Below are 17,909 nucleotides of genomic sequence, written 5' to 3' on the forward strand. Positions count from 1 at the left end.
TTACTGTCTTTCCTTGATATGGTTTTCGTAGCGCGCGCGCGCCGGTCCGATTTCGGCCCGGTCGGAAACTTCGGGTACCGCCACATCCCACCAGTGGCCACCGGCCTGCGGGGTCGGATAGGGGTCGGTATCGATGACGATGACAGTCGTGCGGCTGGATTCGCGAGCGGACGCAAGCGCCGCTTCCAGCTCGGCGATGGTGGAAACCTTGCGCGCATCCGCGCCCATAGAGCCGGCATGGGCGACGAAGTCGATGGCGATGGGGTTGACGTTGGTGTGGGCGTAGAGGTTGTTGAACTCCGCGCCGCCGGTTTCCATTTGCAGCCGGTTGATGCAGCCGTAACCCCTGTTATCGGTGATGACGAGGGTGATCTTGACGCCCATGGCAACCGATGTCGCAAGCTCGGAATTCATCATCATATAGGAGCCGTCGCCGACCATGACGATCACGTCCCGGTCCGGTTCCGCCATCTTGATGCCGAGGCCGCCGGCAACCTCATAGCCCATGCAGGAGAAGCCGTATTCCATGTGATAGGAAAGCGGCAGCTTGGATTTCCACAACTGGTGCAGCTCACCCGGCATGGTGCCCGCCGCGCACATGACGACGGTATTGTCGCGCGACTGGCGCTGTACGGCGCCGATCACCTGCATGTCGGTGGGCAGGCTGTTGGCATTGTCCTCACCCGGTGCTGCCGTATCGGCATCGGCCTTCTCGAACCATGCCGCCTTGAGCTTGGCATCCGGTGCCGTGAAGCGGTGGCTGCCAAGGGCGGCCGACAGTTTTTCGAGACCGATCTTCGCATCCGCCGTCAGGCTGATCGCATCATGCTTGGCGCTGTCATAGGGCTGCACGTTGAGGGCGAGGATCTTGCGGTCCGGGTTCTTGAACAGCGCCCAGGAACCGGTGGTAAAGTCCTGAAAGCGGGTGCCGACGCCGAACACCAGATCGGCTTTCTCGCTTATGATATTGGCGCTTTCGGCACCCGTGACGCCGACCGGGCCGAAATTGAGATCGTGATCCCACGCCAGTGCCGATTTGCCGGCCTGGGTTTCGACGACCGGGATGGAATGGGTTTCCGCAAAACGCTTCAGCGTTTCGGTGGCGCCGGAAAAATGCACACCGCCGCCGGCAACGATGACGGGGTTCTTCGCAGCCTTCAGCGCGGCGACGGCCTCTTCGAATTCCACCACATCCGGTTCCGGGCGGCGTTGACGCCAGACGCGCTTTTCAAAGAAGCTGACGGGATAATCGTAAGCTTCCGCCTGCACGTCCTGGCAGAAGGCCAGCGTTACCGGGCCGCAATCGGCCGGGTCCGTCATGGTGCGCATGGCGCGGGGAAGGGCGGTCAGCAATTGTTCCGGGCGCATGATACGGTCGAAATAACGGCTAACCGGGCGGAAGCAGTCATTCACCGTCATCGTGCCGTCGCCGAAATCCTCCAGCTGCTGGAGCACGGGGTCGGGACCGCGATTGGCGAAGACATCGCCGGGGATGAGAAGAACCGGCAGGCGGTTGACATGGGCGAGCGCTGCCGCTGTTACCATGTTGGCAGCACCGGGGCCGATAGAGGAGGTGACCGCCATTGCCCGCCGGCGACGCAGCTGCTTGGAATAGGCAATCGCCGCATGCGCCATGGATTGCTCGTTCTGGCCGCGATAGGTCGGCAGTTCCTCACGAATGCCATAAAGCGCCTCGCCGATGCCGGCGACATTGCCATGGCCGAAGATGGCCCAGACACCGGCAATATAGGTCTCGCCATGCTCATTCATCTGCGCGGCGAGGTAACGAACCATAGCCTGCGCAGCCGTCAATCTGATTGTCTTCACGCTGCCTCTCCCTTTTTGGCGCGCGCCTCATCCCATATGCGGCACAGGCTGGTATAGCGCTGCGCCATGTCCTTCACCGCTTCCTCATCGGTGATCTTGCCACCGAGCCAACCCCGCGCGGCGTCGGCGAAAATCGTGCGGCCAACCGCGAAACCTTTGACCAGATCGAAACCGGCGGCAAGGCGGAAGCTCTCCTCCAGCTCGCTTTGCGGTGCGTCGAGACCAAGAACGACGATGCCGCGCACGTAAGGATCGTTGCGATGCACGGCGTCGCAGGCATTTTTCCAGGCGGCTCTGGTTTTCATCGGCTCCAGTTTCCACCAGTCGGGATAAACGCCGATCTCGTAGAAGCGTTCGATGATGCGCGCGGCGGTCAGATCGTCGGTCGGGCCGACCTTGGAGGGAATGACCTCGAGCAGCATTTCCAACCGGTTGCGGCGTGTCGCCTGGAACAGACGCATCACCGTCTCCTCCTGCGCGGCGCGCATTTCGTCGGTATCATCCGGGTGATAGAAGCACAGAACCTTGACGACATTTTCCAGCGGCCATTCGGAAAGCCCGCCGAAATCCTTGCCGAGTTCCGGTTCCAGCGTCAGCGGGCGCGAACCCGGCCATTCCACCGGCCGGCCTATCCACAGACCGGAGCCGCTGGCTGCGAAAAGCGCATCGCGTCCGAGGCGGCCATCGCAGAGAATGCCGTAACCCGCCTTGCCACCGGCGACCGTTTGCGCGGCCTCGAGGCAGAGCTTCTTGAAGGCGCCGATGCGCTCATGTTTAATGCCGAGTTCGTCGGCGATCGCTTCCAGTTGCATGCGATGGTCGAAGGCGAAGACGCGCATTGTGTCCCATTCGCCCTTGCGATTGGTTGACCAATGCACCTGTTCCAGCGCCTCATCCTTGCGCAGCGCCTTGTTGCGGATGCCGGCCTTGAAGAAATATTGCAGCTCTTCCCAACTCGGATAGGCGGGCGTGCAGCCGTGGCGGGAAACGGCAAAGGCGCCACAGGCATTGGCGTATTTCAGCGTCGTCGGCCAGTCCTCGCCGCGCAGCCAGCCACGGAAAAGCCCGGCCATGAAACCATCGCCCGCGCCGAGAACATTGAAGACCTCGATCGGGAAACCTTCGCCCGTCTCGCCATCGTCCAGGCTCGCCGGAATTTCGCCGGCGAAAACCGAAGCACCCATCGGGCCACGCTTGCACACCAGCGTCGCGTTCGACACCTTGCGTACGGCATTCAGTGCGGCCAGCGTATCGGTCGAGCCGCCGGCAATGTGGAATTCTTCTTCCGTGCCTACAATCAGATCGAAGAGATGCAGGGTGGATTGCAGCTTGGCGGTGACCTTCTGCGATTCCACGAAGCGGCTTTCGCCATCGCCATGGCCGGCAACACCCCAGAGATTGGGTCGATAGTCGATGTCGAGCGCTGTTTTCGCACCGTTTTCGCGGGCAAGTTTCAGCGCCTTCAGTACGGCCGCTTCCGTCTTCGGATGCGACAGATGCGTGCCGGTGGCGCAGACACAGCCTGCTTCGGCAATAAAGGCGGGATCGATGTCGTCTTCGCTGAGCGCCATGTCGGCACAGTTCTCGCGATAGAAAATCAGCGGAAACTGGTTCTGGTCGCGAATGCCGAGAAGCACCAGCGCCGTCAACCGCTCCGGGTCGGTTTTCACGCCGCGTACGTCCACGCCTTCGCGCACCAGCTGTTCACGGATGAAGCGGCCCATATGCTCGTCACCAACGCGGGTGATGACGGCACTGGCAAGGCCGAGCCGCGCAGCGCCGGCCGCAATATTGGTGGGAGAGCCGCCAATATATTTGGCAAAGGAGGCCATGTCCTCCAGCCGGCCGCCGACCTGCGAACCATAAAGGTCGACCGACGAGCGCCCGATCGTGATAAGGTCAAGTTTTTTCAAAAGCTTCCTCCTTCGGACCCCGCATTGAGGGAGCCTGATGCCAGTGGGCCTCCTCCGCCCACTTTCTGTCTCACCACCTTCGGGTGCATTCACGAGACGGACAATTATGGAATGCCCGTTTCATGAATTTGGATCATAAATTCTATTTTTTATGTTTTCAATAAAAATATTCAGGCTGTTTTGCGTGTTCCCACAGCGACAGCGAGTGTGATGGCGAGACAGAGCGTGGCGGAAAGCGAGCGAAATGCACCAAAATCGATTTCCGTCACCGTGAGCAGCGTCGCGCCGGACTTGCGCAGCGGATTGACGGCCGAATCGGACATGGCGACAACGGGAATGCCGTTGGCGCGGGCCATTTCCGCCAGTTCCAGCGTTTCAGCCGAATAGGGGGAGAAGGTGATCGCAATCAGCGCATCGTCGCGGGAGATGGCGCTGAGGTTGCCGAGGCCACCGACGGCGCTGTGCAAAACCGCAGGTACCTTCATTTTCTCGAAGGCGTAAGCGAGGTAACTGGCAATGGGGAAGGAGCGCCGCAAACCGATGATATGCACGGTGCGCGCCTGTGCCAGCGCCGAGACCGCCTCGTCAAGCTGCCGTGTATCGACCGATTTCAGCAGCATTTCCAATGAAGAACGGCCAGCCTCCACGAACTCCGCCAACAGGCCCGACGCGCTCTCGTCGCCCTTTTCGCGCAGGTGGTCCAGCCGGGTCGCATAATCCGGCCAGCCGCCGACATAGGAATCGCGAAACAGGCGCTGCATCTCCGAAAAGCCGGAAAAACCCATGATCTGGCAAAAGCGCATGAATGCAGACGGCTGCACGCCGGCACCTTCTGCCATTTCGGCGACCGTGGAAACGGCAATGCGATCCTGATTGGACGCGACATAATCTGCACATTGACGTAATCGTTTCGGCAGGCCTTCCGCGACCTGAAGCAACCGCTCCTCAAAAGCCTTCACGGAGTCTGGCGCATCGATTGCCGTCATTGTCGTTCCTTTGTGCAGATTGAAATCGTGTGCACTTTAACTGCAATGGAATTTTTATTCCATTGTGTTTTTTGAGATATGATTGATGGGTGAGAGTAGGGACAGGAGTAGCCAGCATATTCTCCTCATCCCTGTGCTTGTCACAGGGATCCAGTCGACGCGCGTCCCCGCGGCGAGAGAGTTCTTTAAGCCCAAGGACTTGGGCTGGCTGGATTCCTGTGACAAGCACAGGAATGAGGGGGAGATGTAGGCGCGCCTGCGGTCGCTTACTCTAAAAGCCGTTCCAACCGAAAACTCTTCTGGTTTTCAGCGAGATGGACTCAGTGCAATCCACCCACGCCAAGATGCGTATCAACAATATCCGGGTTCGCCGCAAGATCGTCGGACGGTCCTGACCAGACGATGCGGCCGCGTTCCATGATGATGGCGTGGTCGGCGAAGTCGATGGCCATCTGGATGCGCTGTTCGATGAGAAGAATGGTCATTTCGCCCGATTGCGCGAGTTTCGAGAAGGCCGCCATCAGTTCCTCGCAGATAACAGGGGCGAGACCTTCGAGGGGTTCATCGAGAAGCAGCACCTGCGGCTGGCCGAGGATGGTGCGGGCGGTGGAAAGCATCTGCTGCTCGCCACCGGAGAGTTGCGAGCCGAGATTGCGGCGTCTTTCCTTCAGGCGCGGAAACAGCGTGTAGGCTTCCTCGATGGCCGATTTCGGCCGGCCCTTGAGGCCGACGAAGAGGTTTTCTTCGACTGTGAGTGTCGGAAAGACATCGCGGGTTTGCGGCACGTAACCGAGACCGGCGAGGGCGCGGGCAGCACTCGGCAGGGCGGTGATGTCCTGCCCGCCGAGATGGATATCACCGGCAAATCGTTTCGTCTGCCCGGCAAGCGTGGCAAACAGGCTTGTCTTGCCAACGCCGTTACGTCCGAGCACCGCGAAACGCGAACCGGCGGGAACGGAGAGCGACAGACCCTCGATGACACGGGTGGGGCCGTAACCGGCGGTCAGGTTGGCGATTTCAAGCGGCGCTGCGGGCATTGGCGTAACTTCCGAGATAGGCTTGGCGGACTTCTGCGTTGCTGGTGACTTCGCCAGGCGAACCGTCGAATATGACGGCGCCTGCGGCGAGCACGACCACACGTCTGGCGAAACGGAAGACCAGATCCATGTCGTGTTCGATCATCAATATGGCGAGGTCGGCGGGCAGGCGATCGAGCGCCTGTTCGATACGCGCCGTTTCCGTCGAGGGAACGCCGGCGGCAGGTTCATCAAGCAGCAGGATTTTGGGCTTGAGCGCCATGGCAAGTGCGATCTCGATGAGCCGCTGCTGGCCATAGGCGATTTCACGGACGCGGGTTTCGGCGATGGCAAGCAGGCCAAGCGTTCCGAGAATGTCGCGCGCCTCGCTCATCACCGTTGGCATGGAGCGGTAACGGCCGAAAATCCGGCCCGTCCTGCCTTCCCTTTGCAGAATGGCGAGTGCGACATGTTCCTCCGGCGTCATGTCCTGGAACAGTCGCGTCACCTGAAACGAGCGGACAAGTCCGCGCTTCACGCGCTGACTGGCGCTGAGCCCCGTCACGTCTTCTCCGGCAATCCGCACGGTTCCGGCGGATGGCTTGATGTTTCCGGTAACGAGGTTGACGAAGGTGGTCTTGCCGGCGCCGTTGGGCCCGATCAGCACGGTGCGATCTCCGGGCGAAAGCGACAGCGAGACATTGTTGGTAACGACGAGACCGCCGAAATTTTTCTGCAGGCCGGAAACTTCGAAAATGGCGCTCATTTGCGATCTCCCCTCAGGCGCGCGATGATTTGTTCGCCCGCGCCATAAAGGCCGCGCGGCGCAAACAGCACGACGGCGATCAGAAGCAGGCCGACGATTGTGAGCCAGTGGAACGGGTTGGCGGCGGAAACGACGTCCTCGAACCACATGAAGGTGACGGTGCCGATCAGCGCGCCATAAAGCGAGCCCGCGCCACCGAGAACCAGCATGACCAGCGCTTCGGCAGACAGCGTGAAGCTGAGGCTGTCGAGGCCGACCACCTGCGTGGAGATGGCGTTCAGCGCGCCGCCGATTCCGGCAACGATGCCTGATATCACGAACATCTTCAAAATCGTGCCATTGACCGAACCGCCCATGGCCTGAATGCGGATGCTGTCCTGCTTGACGCCGCGACACAGCATGCCGAAGGGCGAATTGACGACGACGCGAAGTGCCAGAAAAACCAGAAGCAGCAGGCAGACGCCGTAGATATAGGCGGTGCGGCCGTAAAGATCGAATTCGAAGGTGCCGAACAGCGCATCGGGCGAGACGCCGGCAAGCCCGTCGCTGCCGCCCGTCCAGTCCGACGCCTTGTTGGCCGCCTCATGGAAAAGATGGACGACGGCGATGGACAGCACCAGTTGCGGCAGGCCGTGCGCGCGCAACAGAATGGTGCCGGACAGCAATCCCGCGATGCCGCCCACTGCTGCGCCGATGAGGGTCATGAAAAGCGGGTCGGTGATACCGTAGTGGGCAGCGGCAATGCCGGCGGCATAGGCGCCGGCACCGAACAGGGCCGCATGGCCAAGTGTCGCCACGCCACAATAGCCGGTAACGAGATCGATGGAGAGCACGAGAAGCGCTATCGCGATGATACGCGTCAACAGCGCCAGATTATCCGGAAACAGGAAGTAACCGGCGATGGCGGCGATGATGATGAGCAGCGGACCGCCAATCGCGCGCAGGGGCGAGCGGGCCTTCGGCGGTTTTGCCGTTTCAGTGAGGTCGTTCATGAGCACCGCCATCTCATTTCGCCCTTCCAAGAAGGCCGCGCGGAAACAGCGTGATGATCACGATGACCGCCAGATAGAAGAAGAATTCGCCGTATTCGGGGGCAAGATACCGCCCGGTCGTATCGATGGCGCCGAGCAGCAGACAGGCAATCAGCGCGCCGGGGATCGAGCCTGCGCCGCCGACGGATACGACCACCAGGAAGGTGACCATGTAGCGCAGCGCATAATAGGGTTCGACCGGCAGCAATTCTGCGCCGATGACGCCGCCCATGGCGGCAAGGCCGACGGCGATGGCGAAGCTTACGGCATAGATGATTTCGGTGCGCACGCCGAGGGCTGCTGCCATGGCCGCATTGTCCACCGCTGCCCGCAACTTGATGCCGAAGGCGGTCTTTTCGAACGTGAACCAAAGTGCCGCCGCCACCACGAGGCCAGCGACGATGGCGAAGATGCGGTGGGTGGCGATGGTGCGAAACCCGAGATCGGTGGGACCGGCCAGTTCCTGCGGCAGCGGAATGGTTTTGAGCGTTGGCCCGAACACGAAATTGGCGATGCCGATGATGCAGAAGGTGATGCCGATGGTCATCAGCACCTGCGTCAGTTCAGGTGCGCCGTAGATGCGCCGGTAGAGAAACCGTTCAAGCGGTATGGCGATCACGATGGTGCCGACAATCGCAACGAGGATTGCCGCCGCGTAACCAAGGCCGAGGCCATGGGCGGCATAGGAGGCGAGATACCCGCCGATCATGGCGAAGGCGCCGTGGGCGAGATTGACCACACGCATCAGCCCCATTGTCACGGATAGGCCGATGGAGATGATGAAAAGCACCATGCCATAGGCAAGCGCATCGACAAGGATGCTGAAGACCGTCTGCATGTTCGAAAGCTCCTCCCGATGCGATTGCGCGCTTGCCGGAGCCGCCCGCAAAAGGCGGCGCCGGTCATTTCCGTCTCAATGCTTACTTGGCGGCGGCAAGGCCCGGATCGCCCTGTTTTTCGAAAGTCTGGACTTCCTTGTTGTAATAATTGCCGTCATCGCCCTTGGAGACTTCGCGCAGATAGATGTTCTGCGTGATGTGGCGGCTCTGCGGATCGATGCTGACAGGGCCGCGCGGGCTTGTCCAGGAAAGACCCTTCACCGCCTCGACAGCCTTTTCCGCATCCTGTTTGCCGCCGGTCGCCTCGATCATCTTGGTGATGACGTACATGCCGTCAAACGCGCCGACTGCGGGGAAGGACAGTTCCTTCTGATTGCCAATGGCCTTGGTTGCGGCCTCCACGAAGGTCTTGTTTTCGGCTGAATCGTGGGAGACGGCATAGTGGAAGGTAGTCTGCATGCCGAGTGCTGCTTCGCCAAGGGCCGGCAGATCCGATTCCTGTGTAAGATCGCCCGGCGCGAAAAGCTTGATGCCTGATGATTTCAGGCCGTTGTCGTTGAAGGCCTTCACGAAGCCGAGCGTCGTCGGGCCGGAGGGCAGGAAGGCGAAGACGCCTTGTGCGCCGGAATCCTTCACGCGCTGCATGATGGGGCTGAAATCATTGGTGGAAAGCGGCATGCGAATGCTTTCCACAACTTCGCCGCCAGCGGCGGTGAAGGCTGCCTTGAAGGCGTTCTCCGCGTCAACGCCCGGGCCGTAATCGCTGACCAGCGAAATGACCTTCTTGACGCCGCCATCGAAAGCCACCTTGGCGATGGGCGTGGATGTCTGCCATGTCGTGAACGAGGTGCGCACCACGTAGGGGCTTTTGGTAACGATGGCCGATGTGGCCGCATTCATGATGACCATGGGCACATTGCCCTGTTTCAGCAGTGGCGTAACCGCCATGGCGTCGGGCGTAAAATAGAAGCCCGCGAGATATTGCACGCCTTCCTTTACAACCAGCTCCTGCGCCAACGCCTTGGATTGCGCCGGATCGGCCTGCGGCACATCGCGGTAGACGACTTCGACAGTGTCATTGCCCACCTTGTTGCCGTGAAGCGAAAACCAGGCGTCTATGCCAGCCTTGAAGTTCTTGCCCTGCAGCGCGAAGGGGCCGGAGAACGGGCCGACCACGCCGACCTTGATCGTCTCGGCATAGGCAACGGAACTGAAGCAGATGGCCGCGATTGCGGCGGTGATCCGTAATTTCATGATTTCCTCCCAATTGATCCGTGGCTCCCTCCACCGATCCAGCCAGTCAAACTGGTAAGTGCGATGGCCAAAGTAAAATGAAAAAAAGGGGGCAATAAATAACCTGATGGTTATGGATCGCCGCCTTACCCGGTTCTGCTCGATATTGGATCATACAATAGGGATAGTCTGGCGATTCTCAATTGCCGCAGCCGCTGCAGCCATCACGAATGGTCCCGTTTCAGCATGCTGCTTCCAAATGTCGCCGTTATGAAAAATGCCCTGCGCCACGGGGCCGGAAAATGACGATAATATGCACGTAATCCCGGTGCCTTAACCAGTTCTAAGGGGATTGCCCGTAGTCTCCCGAAGCATATTTTGAATTTCATTTGGTGTCTTGATGGGCGAATACCAGAATAAAGCCGTTGATCTTATACGGAATCGCGTTGGCGACAGTATACTCAACAACAAGATCGAGCGCCGCGAAGCTTTTCTCCGCAAGGCGCTGGCGCTGTATCACGTCATGGGCGGCGAGGCGGATGGCATGCGCGCCGCGGTGGAAGATGTTGTGCACCTGCCGAAGCCGAGCGTCGATGTCGCTGTTGGCGACGTGATGCATGAACTGGCAGCAATCGGTCACGTCGCCGATCTCGATATTATCCAGGCCGGATATAACAAACTTGATGCCGCCAATCTGCATATTTTGAGCAAGGGCAAGCGGCTTTTGCAGAAGCAGCAGGAAAAGAAGCTTGCCGCCACGGCTGAGAAGTAAGCCGTACAAGGGCAACTGAGGGTGATGACAAAGCTCCCTCACACCCGGCGTCATCGCTGGATTGCCCCAAGGATCCAATCACGTCCAACTAGATCAAGACGTTGCAGCTGCTCCGGACAAGCCCAAGCATGACGGACGAGGGATTCGGGACTTCGCCATCATTCTGAGGCCCCCAATCGGGGGCGCTTCGAAATCAGGCAACGTCCGCGACGAAAATATCCTGCCAGGCGTCGTAAGCGGAAAGAACCGTTTCCATCTGCGCCGTGTGGCCGGTGATAAAGTCATCGCCGTAGATCGTCTCATCAGGATATTCGGTAATCAGCGTCATCGGCACTGTGTGGCGGTCGTCGATGGACGACAGGCACGGGAAACCGTTGATGATGCGGAAACCGGTTTCACCGGCGTGAATCTCATAAAGCGCGATCTGGCGGTTGTTGTAATCCAGCAGGCCCGGAATGGCGCCGAGATGGCGGGTAACCCGGTCGAGCAGGGCTTCCGCCTGCTTTTCCCAATCCGCATGGTGGCGGATGATCAGGAAAAAGCCCTTCGGCAGCGTCCACATGGCGAAATTGCGCGGCACATAACCGGAAAGCGGACGGGTCCATTCGTGCGAGGGATAACCGTGCAGGTTCACATGCAGGCTCGCGCCGCTCATCTCCTGCGCGCTGAAACGGATTGCCTTCTCGTTGAGATGGACGCCCGAATTTTCCCGCGTGCGATATTCGAGATCGTCGCCGAGCGCCGTGTACCGCGCCGCATGGTGCATGTGGCGTGGATTGTCGGCGCGCAGCCGCTGGTGCAGGGCATAACCATCGGGGTTTTCCAGCGGCGAAATGGTGAAATGCGCGCCCTGTCTTTCCGCAAGTTTGCGGGCGGCGCGGACGGCGCCAACGATGCCGGTGGTTTCATTGGGATGCTGGCCGCCGCTGATCATCACGGCGGCATCGCTGCCCGCGACATAACGGGCGGCAAGAACGCGGCCCGACCGCGAGCGGGCCTCGAACGCCTCGCCGCCGATCTCGGCAAGCATACGCGCGATCTGACCCGCCGCCACCGGTTCGCGGGCCTCGTCGATCCGCTGTTCGCCGCCATCCAGGAAAGTGGTGGTGAGTGCACGGGTCTCGATACGGACCGAAACGTCGCCGTTGCTTTTGACGACTTCCGGAACGATCTGGCCGGGTTTCAGGCCCCGGTCGCCCAGCGGCCGGCCGGACTTCTTCTGGAAGAATTCCAGGAGGGAGAAATAGAAATCCTCGTGCAGCGCTTCACGCAGGCTGATCACCTCGTCCCCGACCGGCAGCGCCATGTCTTCGGACGGGTGCGTGACGCGGATGTTCAATTCCTCGAAATAGGGTTCCTCATCGTCCCAGCCGTGATTGGCAACGGCATTGATTGCCGCTTCGAAAAGCTGCTCGTAATCCGTCTCCAGCCGCTCGCCCGTAGTGTCACCGGCCGGACGGAACCAGCCGGTTGGCGAGACATTGGTTTCGCCGACGATATCGGTATGAACGCGGTTGGGAGCGAGAACCTTCAGGGTTTCCTTCTTGCCGTTGCGGCTCAGCGTAACGTCATAATGAAGGGCGTCGTCGTCGCGGGCGATAAAATCGATCTTCGCGTCGCCGGCTAGTGCCGCCAGCGGATAGGCCTCCAGCCGGAAACGATTGGCGGGTGCATTGGCGTGCACCGGGTAATGCACCTCGATGGCATCGACGCCACCAAGATTGATCTCTTCCAGAAAGGTGAAGAGAAGCGGCTTGTAGGCGCTGCGGATGCGGGCACTGACGCCTTTTTTCTTCAGCCTTTCTTCGGCTTCGCGGCGGCTTTTGGCGTCATCGAACGTCCATGCCTCGAAGGACTGGCCGGGCGCGGAGTTGGCGAGAAGCACATCCAGAGTACGCTTGAAGGTCTGGTCGAAAATCTGGCTCATCACGATCACCTTGAGGTTCTGCCGGTGGGGTCGAGGCTGTCGCGCAGCCAGTCACCGAGAAGGTTGAGGCCAAGCACGGTCAGAAGGATGGCAAGACCGGGGAAGACGCTGACCCACCATGCCGTCTGCAGATAGGTGCGGCCATCCGCCAGCATGCCGCCCCAGCTCGGAATGGTCGGATCGACACCGAGGCCGAGGAAGGTGAGGCTGCTTTCCAGCAGGATGTTGTTGGCGACGTTGAGCGTCATCAGCACGATGACCGGGCCGATCAGGTTCGGCAGAAGGTGCTGGAGAATGATGCGCCAGTCCTTCACGCCAATGGCGCGGGCGGACAGGATGAATTCCCGTTCGCGCAGCGTCAGCACCGAGCCGCGCACCAGACGGGCATATTGTACCCATTGCGAGACGATCAGGAGGATGATGGTGTTGGTGAGGCTGCCGCCAACAATTGCGATGAAGGTGATGGCCAAGAGAATGAAGGGCATGGCGAGCTGGATATCGGCAAAGCGCATGACCAGCATGTCCCAGAAGCCGCGATAATAACCGGCGACCAGGCCGACGATCACGCCGAAGACCACGGCCCCGATGACCGAGGTGAAACCGACGAGCAGCGAAATCTTGCCGCCGGCCACGACACGGGCCAGTACGTCACGGCCGAGCGGATCGGTGCCGAGCGGATGGGCGGCGCTAGTGAAGGGCTTGGCAAGGCGCGCCATCAGGTCGATCTTTTCGGCACCGCCCGGAAACAGCACGTCGGAAAGAAGAACGGCAAGGCAGATGACGACGGTAAGCAGGGCGCCGAGGATGAATTCGAGATTGTTGAAGCGCGACAGGCGCGAGGTTTTGGCAGCCATCGTCAATTACTCCGTGCGGATGCGCGGATCGACCAGCCCGTAGGCGATATCGACCAGAAGGTTGATGCCGACGATCATCAGCGACAGCACGGTGATGACGGCCTGAAGCACGGGATAGTCGCGCGCGCCCACCGCATCGAAGGCGAGCGTGCCGAGACCCGGCCAGTTGAAGACGCGCTCGATGACGACGATGCCGCCGAGAAGTCCGCCGAATTGCAGGCCGAAATAGGTAATCAGCGGAATGGCGCAGTTACGCAGCGCATGCTTGTAGAGCACCTTGTTTTCGCTGAGGCCCTTGGCGCGCGCCACCATGACATATTGCGAGCGCAGCGTATCGAGCATCGCCGTGCGCACCAGACGCACATTGGTAGCCGTCAGGATAACGCCCATGGTGACCGATGGCATGATGTAGCTTGCAAAGCCGCCCATGCCGCTTGGCGGCAGCCAGCCGAGCGTGATGGAGAAAAGCAGCACCAGCATGGTGGCCAGCCAGAAATTGGGGAATGACAGGCCGACGAGCGAGAAGATACGGATCACCTGATCGGCCGTCTTGCCGCGCGAGGTCGCGGCCTTGATGCCGAGCGGAATGGAAAGCGCAATCGACACCGCCATGGAGATGAAGGCGAGAAGCAGCGTGGCGGGCAGGGCATCGGCGATGAGCCGTGATACCGGCGTGCTGCCAGTGAAGCTGCGGCCGAAATCGAGCGTAACCAGGCCTTTCAGGAAGCTGAAATATTGCACGAAGAACGGCCGGTCGGTTCCAAGCGCCGCACGAATGCGCGCCAGATCGTCTTCCGTCATGCTGCCGCCGCCCTGGAACATGGTGACAGCCGGATCGCCCGTCAGGCGGATGGCGAAGGAAACGAGAAGGGTGATGGCGATGACGACGAAAATCGCCTGCAGCAATCGCTTGATGAGGAAACCGGCCACGTTTTTTACCTTGAAGAGAGACCCGACCTTGCCCGCGGGATGGCGGGCAAGGCGCTTTTGGGGAGGATAAGCCTGATTATTCGACGGTGACGTCGGTCAGCTTCAGGCGGTTATCCGGCGGTGCCACGAAACCCTTGACCCGCTTGTTGATGCCGTAAATGGCATTGGTGTTGTAAAGCGGAATTTCCAGCGCGCGCTCGGCGGCATAGGCGCCGACTTGCTTGAGGATCTTTTCGCGCTCGGCTCGGTCAGTCAGCGGGCGCTGCGATTCCAGCAGCTTGTCCAGCTTCTCGTCCTTGTCGTAAGGATTCCACTTTTCACCCGAGTGGTACATGGAATAGGCCGTGTTGTCGTAATCGAAGGTCCAGCCGCCCCACTTCTGCTGGAACATCGCGCCGGTCTTGCCCTGCGGGATGATGTCGTTCAGGAGCACGTTGGTCTCATAGGGCTTGATGGTGGCGGTGATGCCGACCATGGACAGATAGCTGGAGATGACCTGCGCGACTTCGTTCATCGTCGCATCGTTGCCTCTGATATCGATCTGCAGCGCCGCACCCGGCTTGACGCCGGCTTCCGCGAGCAGCTTCTTTGCGCCTTCCGGATCGTAAGGCAGCGGCTTCAGATCGGCGTCGTAGCCGAAGGACAGCGCGCTCTGGAAGCTGGCGATTTCCGAGGCCTGACCGGCAAGGATCGACTTGACGATCGTGCCGCGATCAACGGCCATGATGATTGCCTTGCGCACCTTGGGATCAGCGGTGATGCCGTCACGAGTGTTGAAACGCAGCGCATCCACCGTCGGGCCTGGAACGCTGACGATCTCCAGCTTGGAATCGCCTTCGATGACCGGGATCATGCCAATCGGGATGGTGGGAGGAATGACGAGATCGACGCGGCCGGCCTGCAATTCGGCAACCGCGGTCGCCGGCTCGGCGATGAAGCGGAATTCCAGTTCGGAGAGCTTTGGTGCGCCGCCCCAGTAATCCGGGTTGGCTTCAAGCTTGATGTTGGTCTTCGGCGCGTAGGTGACGAATTTGAACGCGCCGGTGCCGACCGGGTTGAGGTTGAAGTTGTCCTCGCCCTTTTCCTGAATGTATTTCGGCGGCACGATCATGCCGCCATAACCGGCAAGCTTGGTCAGAAGCACCGGATCGGGGGCCTTGAGCTTCATGTCGACGGTGTAGTCGTCGATGACGTCGACGCTTTCGATGGCGACATAGTTGGAGCGCTGCGGGCCCTTGGCACCCTGTTCGCCGAGAAGGCGCTCGAAGGTGAACTTGACGGCGGCGGCGTTGAAGGGCTCGCCATTATGGAACTTGACGTTCTGGCGCAGCTTGAAGCGGATGCGCTTGCCTTCATCCAGCTCTTCCCAGGATTCGGCAAGGCCGGGCACAAGTTTCAGGTCCGGACCGCGATAGGTCAGGCCATCAAAGATGTTGGTAGCTACAGCTGCCCATTGCACCAGGAAGGTGTCGATCGGATCCCAGCTGCCGGGGTCCTGCGGGCTGGAAATGGTCATCTTGCCAGCGGCGAAAGCCGGCGCTGCGGTGAAGGCCGTGCCGGCCAGCGCAAGCGCGACGAACGTTGCCGTCATCCCCTTTTTGATTTTTGTCATCTACCTGTTCCTCTTCAGATGGTTACGGTTTTGGTTATTGTTCAGGCACTCTTGGCGATGAAGTGGCCTGGATTGATTTCCTCATGGGCGAGAATGGCGGGCTCATCGCCGACGCGGCGCACGGGATTGGGAATTTCGCCCTCGATCATGGCGATGCGGCGCTCGATCAGGGGATCGGCAACCGGCACTGCGGAAAGCAGCCGGCGCGTATAATCATGCGTGGGCGTTTCGAAGACCTGCTGGCGGCTGCCCATTTCCATGATCTGGCCGAGATAAAGCACCGCGACGCGGTGGCTCATCTTTTCCACCACCGCCATGTCATGGCTGATGAACAGGTAAGCAAGACCACGTTCCGCTTGCAAATCCATGAACAGATTGATGATCTGCGCCTGGATGGAGACATCGAGCGCCGACAGCGCTTCGTCGGCGATAATGAGCTTAGGATCGGAGGCGAGCGCGCGGGCAATGCAGACACGCTGCCGCTGGCCGCCCGAAAACTCGTGCGGATACCGCGATGCATGTTCCGAACTCAGACCCACCCGTTCCAGCAGCTCATCCACCCGGCGGCGCACCGCCTTGGCATCGTTGATCAGGCTGTGGGTGTTGATTGGTTCGGCGATCGAGAAGCCTACCGTCTTGCGCGGATCGAGCGAGGCGAAGGGGTCCTGGAAGATATATTGCACTTCCTGCCGCATGCGGAAACGTTCCGCCGCCGACATCTCAGAATAGCTGCGGCCGTTGAAGGATATTTCGCCTGATACCGCCGATTGCAGCTGCTGGATTGTGCGGCCGATGGTGGATTTGCCCGAACCGGATTCACCGACCAGCGCCAGTGTCTCCCCGGCGTGGATGTCGAAGCTGACCTTCTGCACGGCGCTGCAACGGTGCGTCGCCTTGCCGAACAGGTTCTTGCGAATATCGAAGCGAACGAACAGGTCGCGAACCGAAAGCAGCGGCTTCTCATCGTATTTTGCGGTGTTCTGCACCCGTTCCTCGCCCACCACGACCGGCTGGCCATCCTGCAGGACGGTGAGCGGAAGGCGCTTGGGAAACTCTTCGCCGGTCATGCTGCCGAGGCGCGGAACGGCGGAAAGCAGCGCCCGCGTATAGGGATGCTGCGGATTGGCGAAGATGTCCTTGACCGGGCCTTCCTCAACCTTCCTGCCTTTCCACATGACGACGACGTCATCGGCCATTTCCGCCACCACGCCCATGTCATGGGTGATGAAGACCATGCCCATGCCGAGCTTCTTTTGCAGGTCGCGCATGATGTTGAGGATCTGCGCCTGAATGGTGACATCAAGTGCCGTCGTCGGTTCGTCGGCGATCAGCAGCTTCGGCCGACAGGCAAGCGCCATGGCAATCATCACGCGCTGGCGCATGCCGCCGGAAAGCTGATGCGGATAACGGTGCAGAAGCTCGGCCGCATCCGGCAACCGCACCATGTCGAGCAACTTTTTTGCCTCGGCCATGGCCGCCGCCTTGCCCATTTTCTCGTGCAGGACAAGCACTTCGCAGATCTGGTCACCGATGGTGAAGACCGGGTTCAGCGATGTCATCGGCTCCTGGAAGATCATGGCGATCTCCTTGCCGCGGATCGACCGCATTTCCTTCTGCGATGCCTTCAGCAGATCCTTGCCTTCGAACATGATGCGACCGGCGGGGTAAGTCGCGCCCATCATATCCGCAAGACGCATGGTCGAGAGCGACGTGACCGATTTGCCCGATCCGGATTCTCCGACGATCGCCACTGTCCTGCCGGCTTCCACGGCAAAGGAAATATCGTCCACGACGCGGCTGTCGCCGAACTCAACGCTCAGGTTTTCAACCGAGAGGAGGGCGTTGCGGTTTGCGGCGGTCATATCAGCGTCTCCGGCTTGGCATGCGCGGCAATGCCGGCGCGGCCATCTGAAATAGTGAGGGGGCAAGGGCGTCGGGCAGGCGCGCGGGATGAAACGCTGTGCCGGAGGATGGGAGTGTCAAAAAGAAAGCGCATGGCGTTTCAGGCGCGATGTAGATTGGCTGCTGCCGGTCGATACGGGAATTGCGACCTGGTCGAAGTGCTATGGGCGACCTCACCGGTGCCGGTAAAATGCCTGGTGCCAGTCTCAGAATCGATGATGCGCATGAACTTGTATTCCCCACCCCTTGTTTTACAAAAAAGCTAACAAAACAGGACAATCATGTCCAGAGTGTTGAACAA

Annotated in this window: 14 protein-coding genes; 1 reads left to right on the forward strand and 13 read right to left on the reverse strand. The window is 60.2% G+C overall.

The window, feature by feature from the left end; genetic code table 11:
- The 8 genes from iolD to ACQZ5Y_RS19865 all read right to left on the reverse strand — a co-directional run bounded on the left by iolD (position 1) and on the right by ACQZ5Y_RS19865 (position 9,632).
- Complete coding sequence (iolD, locus tag ACQZ5Y_RS19830) at positions 1-1,827, reverse strand: 3D-(3,5/4)-trihydroxycyclohexane-1,2-dione acylhydrolase (decyclizing) (RefSeq protein WP_115064187.1); 1,827 nt, start codon at positions 1,825-1,827, stop codon at positions 1-3.
- Positions 1,824-3,740, reverse strand: a complete 1,917-nt coding sequence (locus ACQZ5Y_RS19835; protein WP_019566984.1) for a bifunctional 5-dehydro-2-deoxygluconokinase/5-dehydro-2-deoxyphosphogluconate aldolase — start codon at positions 3,738-3,740, stop codon at positions 1,824-1,826. Before ACQZ5Y_RS19835 ends, iolD begins: the two co-directional genes overlap by 4 nt.
- A gap of 170 nt (positions 3,741-3,910) precedes the next feature.
- The gene (locus ACQZ5Y_RS19840; protein WP_004430982.1) at positions 3,911-4,726 is read right to left on the reverse strand and encodes a MurR/RpiR family transcriptional regulator; all 816 of its coding nucleotides are present in this window, start codon (positions 4,724-4,726) and stop codon (positions 3,911-3,913) included.
- A gap of 320 nt (positions 4,727-5,046) precedes the next feature.
- On the reverse strand, positions 5,047-5,763 hold the full coding sequence (locus ACQZ5Y_RS19845; RefSeq protein ID WP_004430985.1) for an ABC transporter ATP-binding protein: 717 nt from the start codon (positions 5,761-5,763) through the stop codon (positions 5,047-5,049).
- Positions 5,744-6,508: an ABC transporter ATP-binding protein gene (locus ACQZ5Y_RS19850; protein WP_065660227.1), complete on the reverse strand. Its 765-nt coding sequence runs from the start codon at positions 6,506-6,508 to the stop codon at positions 5,744-5,746. Before ACQZ5Y_RS19850 ends, ACQZ5Y_RS19845 begins: the two co-directional genes overlap by 20 nt.
- Positions 6,505-7,512: a branched-chain amino acid ABC transporter permease gene (locus tag ACQZ5Y_RS19855; protein WP_174051061.1), complete on the reverse strand. Its 1,008-nt coding sequence runs from the start codon at positions 7,510-7,512 to the stop codon at positions 6,505-6,507. Before ACQZ5Y_RS19855 ends, ACQZ5Y_RS19850 begins: the two co-directional genes overlap by 4 nt.
- A gap of 1 nt (position 7,513) precedes the next feature.
- Positions 7,514-8,377, reverse strand: coding sequence for a branched-chain amino acid ABC transporter permease (locus ACQZ5Y_RS19860; protein WP_013762353.1), 864 nt, complete (start codon positions 8,375-8,377; stop codon positions 7,514-7,516).
- An 82-nt stretch (positions 8,378-8,459) separates the two neighbouring features.
- Complete coding sequence (locus tag ACQZ5Y_RS19865; RefSeq protein ID WP_025595026.1) at positions 8,460-9,632, reverse strand: ABC transporter substrate-binding protein; 1,173 nt, start codon at positions 9,630-9,632, stop codon at positions 8,460-8,462.
- A 379-nt stretch (positions 9,633-10,011) separates the two neighbouring features.
- Here ACQZ5Y_RS19865 and ACQZ5Y_RS19870 point away from each other — a divergent pair, with 379 nt between their 5' ends.
- A complete protein-coding gene (locus tag ACQZ5Y_RS19870) occupies positions 10,012-10,383 on the forward strand; it encodes a hypothetical protein (protein ID WP_236763065.1) in 372 nt (123 codons plus the stop codon).
- A gap of 193 nt (positions 10,384-10,576) precedes the next feature.
- Here ACQZ5Y_RS19870 and ACQZ5Y_RS19875 read toward each other — a convergent pair whose 3' ends face one another.
- From ACQZ5Y_RS19875 to ACQZ5Y_RS19895, 5 genes are all read right to left on the reverse strand, one after another.
- Positions 10,577-12,310: a M14 family metallopeptidase gene (locus ACQZ5Y_RS19875; RefSeq protein WP_174060245.1), complete on the reverse strand. Its 1,734-nt coding sequence runs from the start codon at positions 12,308-12,310 to the stop codon at positions 10,577-10,579.
- A gap of 5 nt (positions 12,311-12,315) precedes the next feature.
- Positions 12,316-13,164, reverse strand: a complete 849-nt coding sequence (locus tag ACQZ5Y_RS19880) for an ABC transporter permease (protein WP_004430999.1) — start codon at positions 13,162-13,164, stop codon at positions 12,316-12,318.
- Between the two features lie 6 nt (positions 13,165-13,170).
- Entirely contained in the window at positions 13,171-14,094 is a 924-nt protein-coding gene (locus ACQZ5Y_RS19885) for an ABC transporter permease (RefSeq protein ID WP_003499197.1), read from the reverse strand.
- A gap of 76 nt (positions 14,095-14,170) precedes the next feature.
- Entirely contained in the window at positions 14,171-15,706 is a 1,536-nt protein-coding gene (locus ACQZ5Y_RS19890) for an ABC transporter substrate-binding protein (protein WP_174051067.1), read from the reverse strand.
- Between the two features lie 41 nt (positions 15,707-15,747).
- Entirely contained in the window at positions 15,748-17,568 is a 1,821-nt protein-coding gene (locus ACQZ5Y_RS19895) for an ABC transporter ATP-binding protein (protein WP_060642658.1), read from the reverse strand.
- Positions 17,569-17,909 lie beyond the last annotated feature (341 nt).

Source organism: Agrobacterium sp. A3-95, from assembly GCF_053521785.1.

Coding starts and splice junctions, on each gene's coding strand:
- ACQZ5Y_RS19840 (WP_004430982.1), bottom strand. CDS start 4,726: ATGACGGCAATCGATGCGCCAGACTCCGTGAAGGCTTTTGAGGAGCGG.
- ACQZ5Y_RS19860 (WP_013762353.1), bottom strand. CDS start 8,377: ATGCAGACGGTCTTCAGCATCCTTGTCGATGCGCTTGCCTATGGCATG.
- ACQZ5Y_RS19880 (WP_004430999.1), bottom strand. CDS start 13,164: ATGGCTGCCAAAACCTCGCGCCTGTCGCGCTTCAACAATCTCGAATTC.
- ACQZ5Y_RS19845 (WP_004430985.1), bottom strand. CDS start 5,763: ATGCCCGCAGCGCCGCTTGAAATCGCCAACCTGACCGCCGGTTACGGC.
- ACQZ5Y_RS19850 (WP_065660227.1), bottom strand. CDS start 6,508: ATGAGCGCCATTTTCGAAGTTTCCGGCCTGCAGAAAAATTTCGGCGGT.
- ACQZ5Y_RS19890 (WP_174051067.1), bottom strand. CDS start 15,706: ATGACAAAAATCAAAAAGGGGATGACGGCAACGTTCGTCGCGCTTGCG.
- ACQZ5Y_RS19895 (WP_060642658.1), bottom strand. CDS start 17,568: ATGACCGCCGCAAACCGCAACGCCCTCCTCTCGGTTGAAAACCTGAGC.
- ACQZ5Y_RS19870 (WP_236763065.1), top strand. CDS start 10,012: ATGGGCGAATACCAGAATAAAGCCGTTGATCTTATACGGAATCGCGTT.
- ACQZ5Y_RS19865 (WP_025595026.1), bottom strand. CDS start 9,632: ATGAAATTACGGATCACCGCCGCAATCGCGGCCATCTGCTTCAGTTCC.
- ACQZ5Y_RS19855 (WP_174051061.1), bottom strand. CDS start 7,512: ATGGCGGTGCTCATGAACGACCTCACTGAAACGGCAAAACCGCCGAAG.
- ACQZ5Y_RS19875 (WP_174060245.1), bottom strand. CDS start 12,310: ATGAGCCAGATTTTCGACCAGACCTTCAAGCGTACTCTGGATGTGCTT.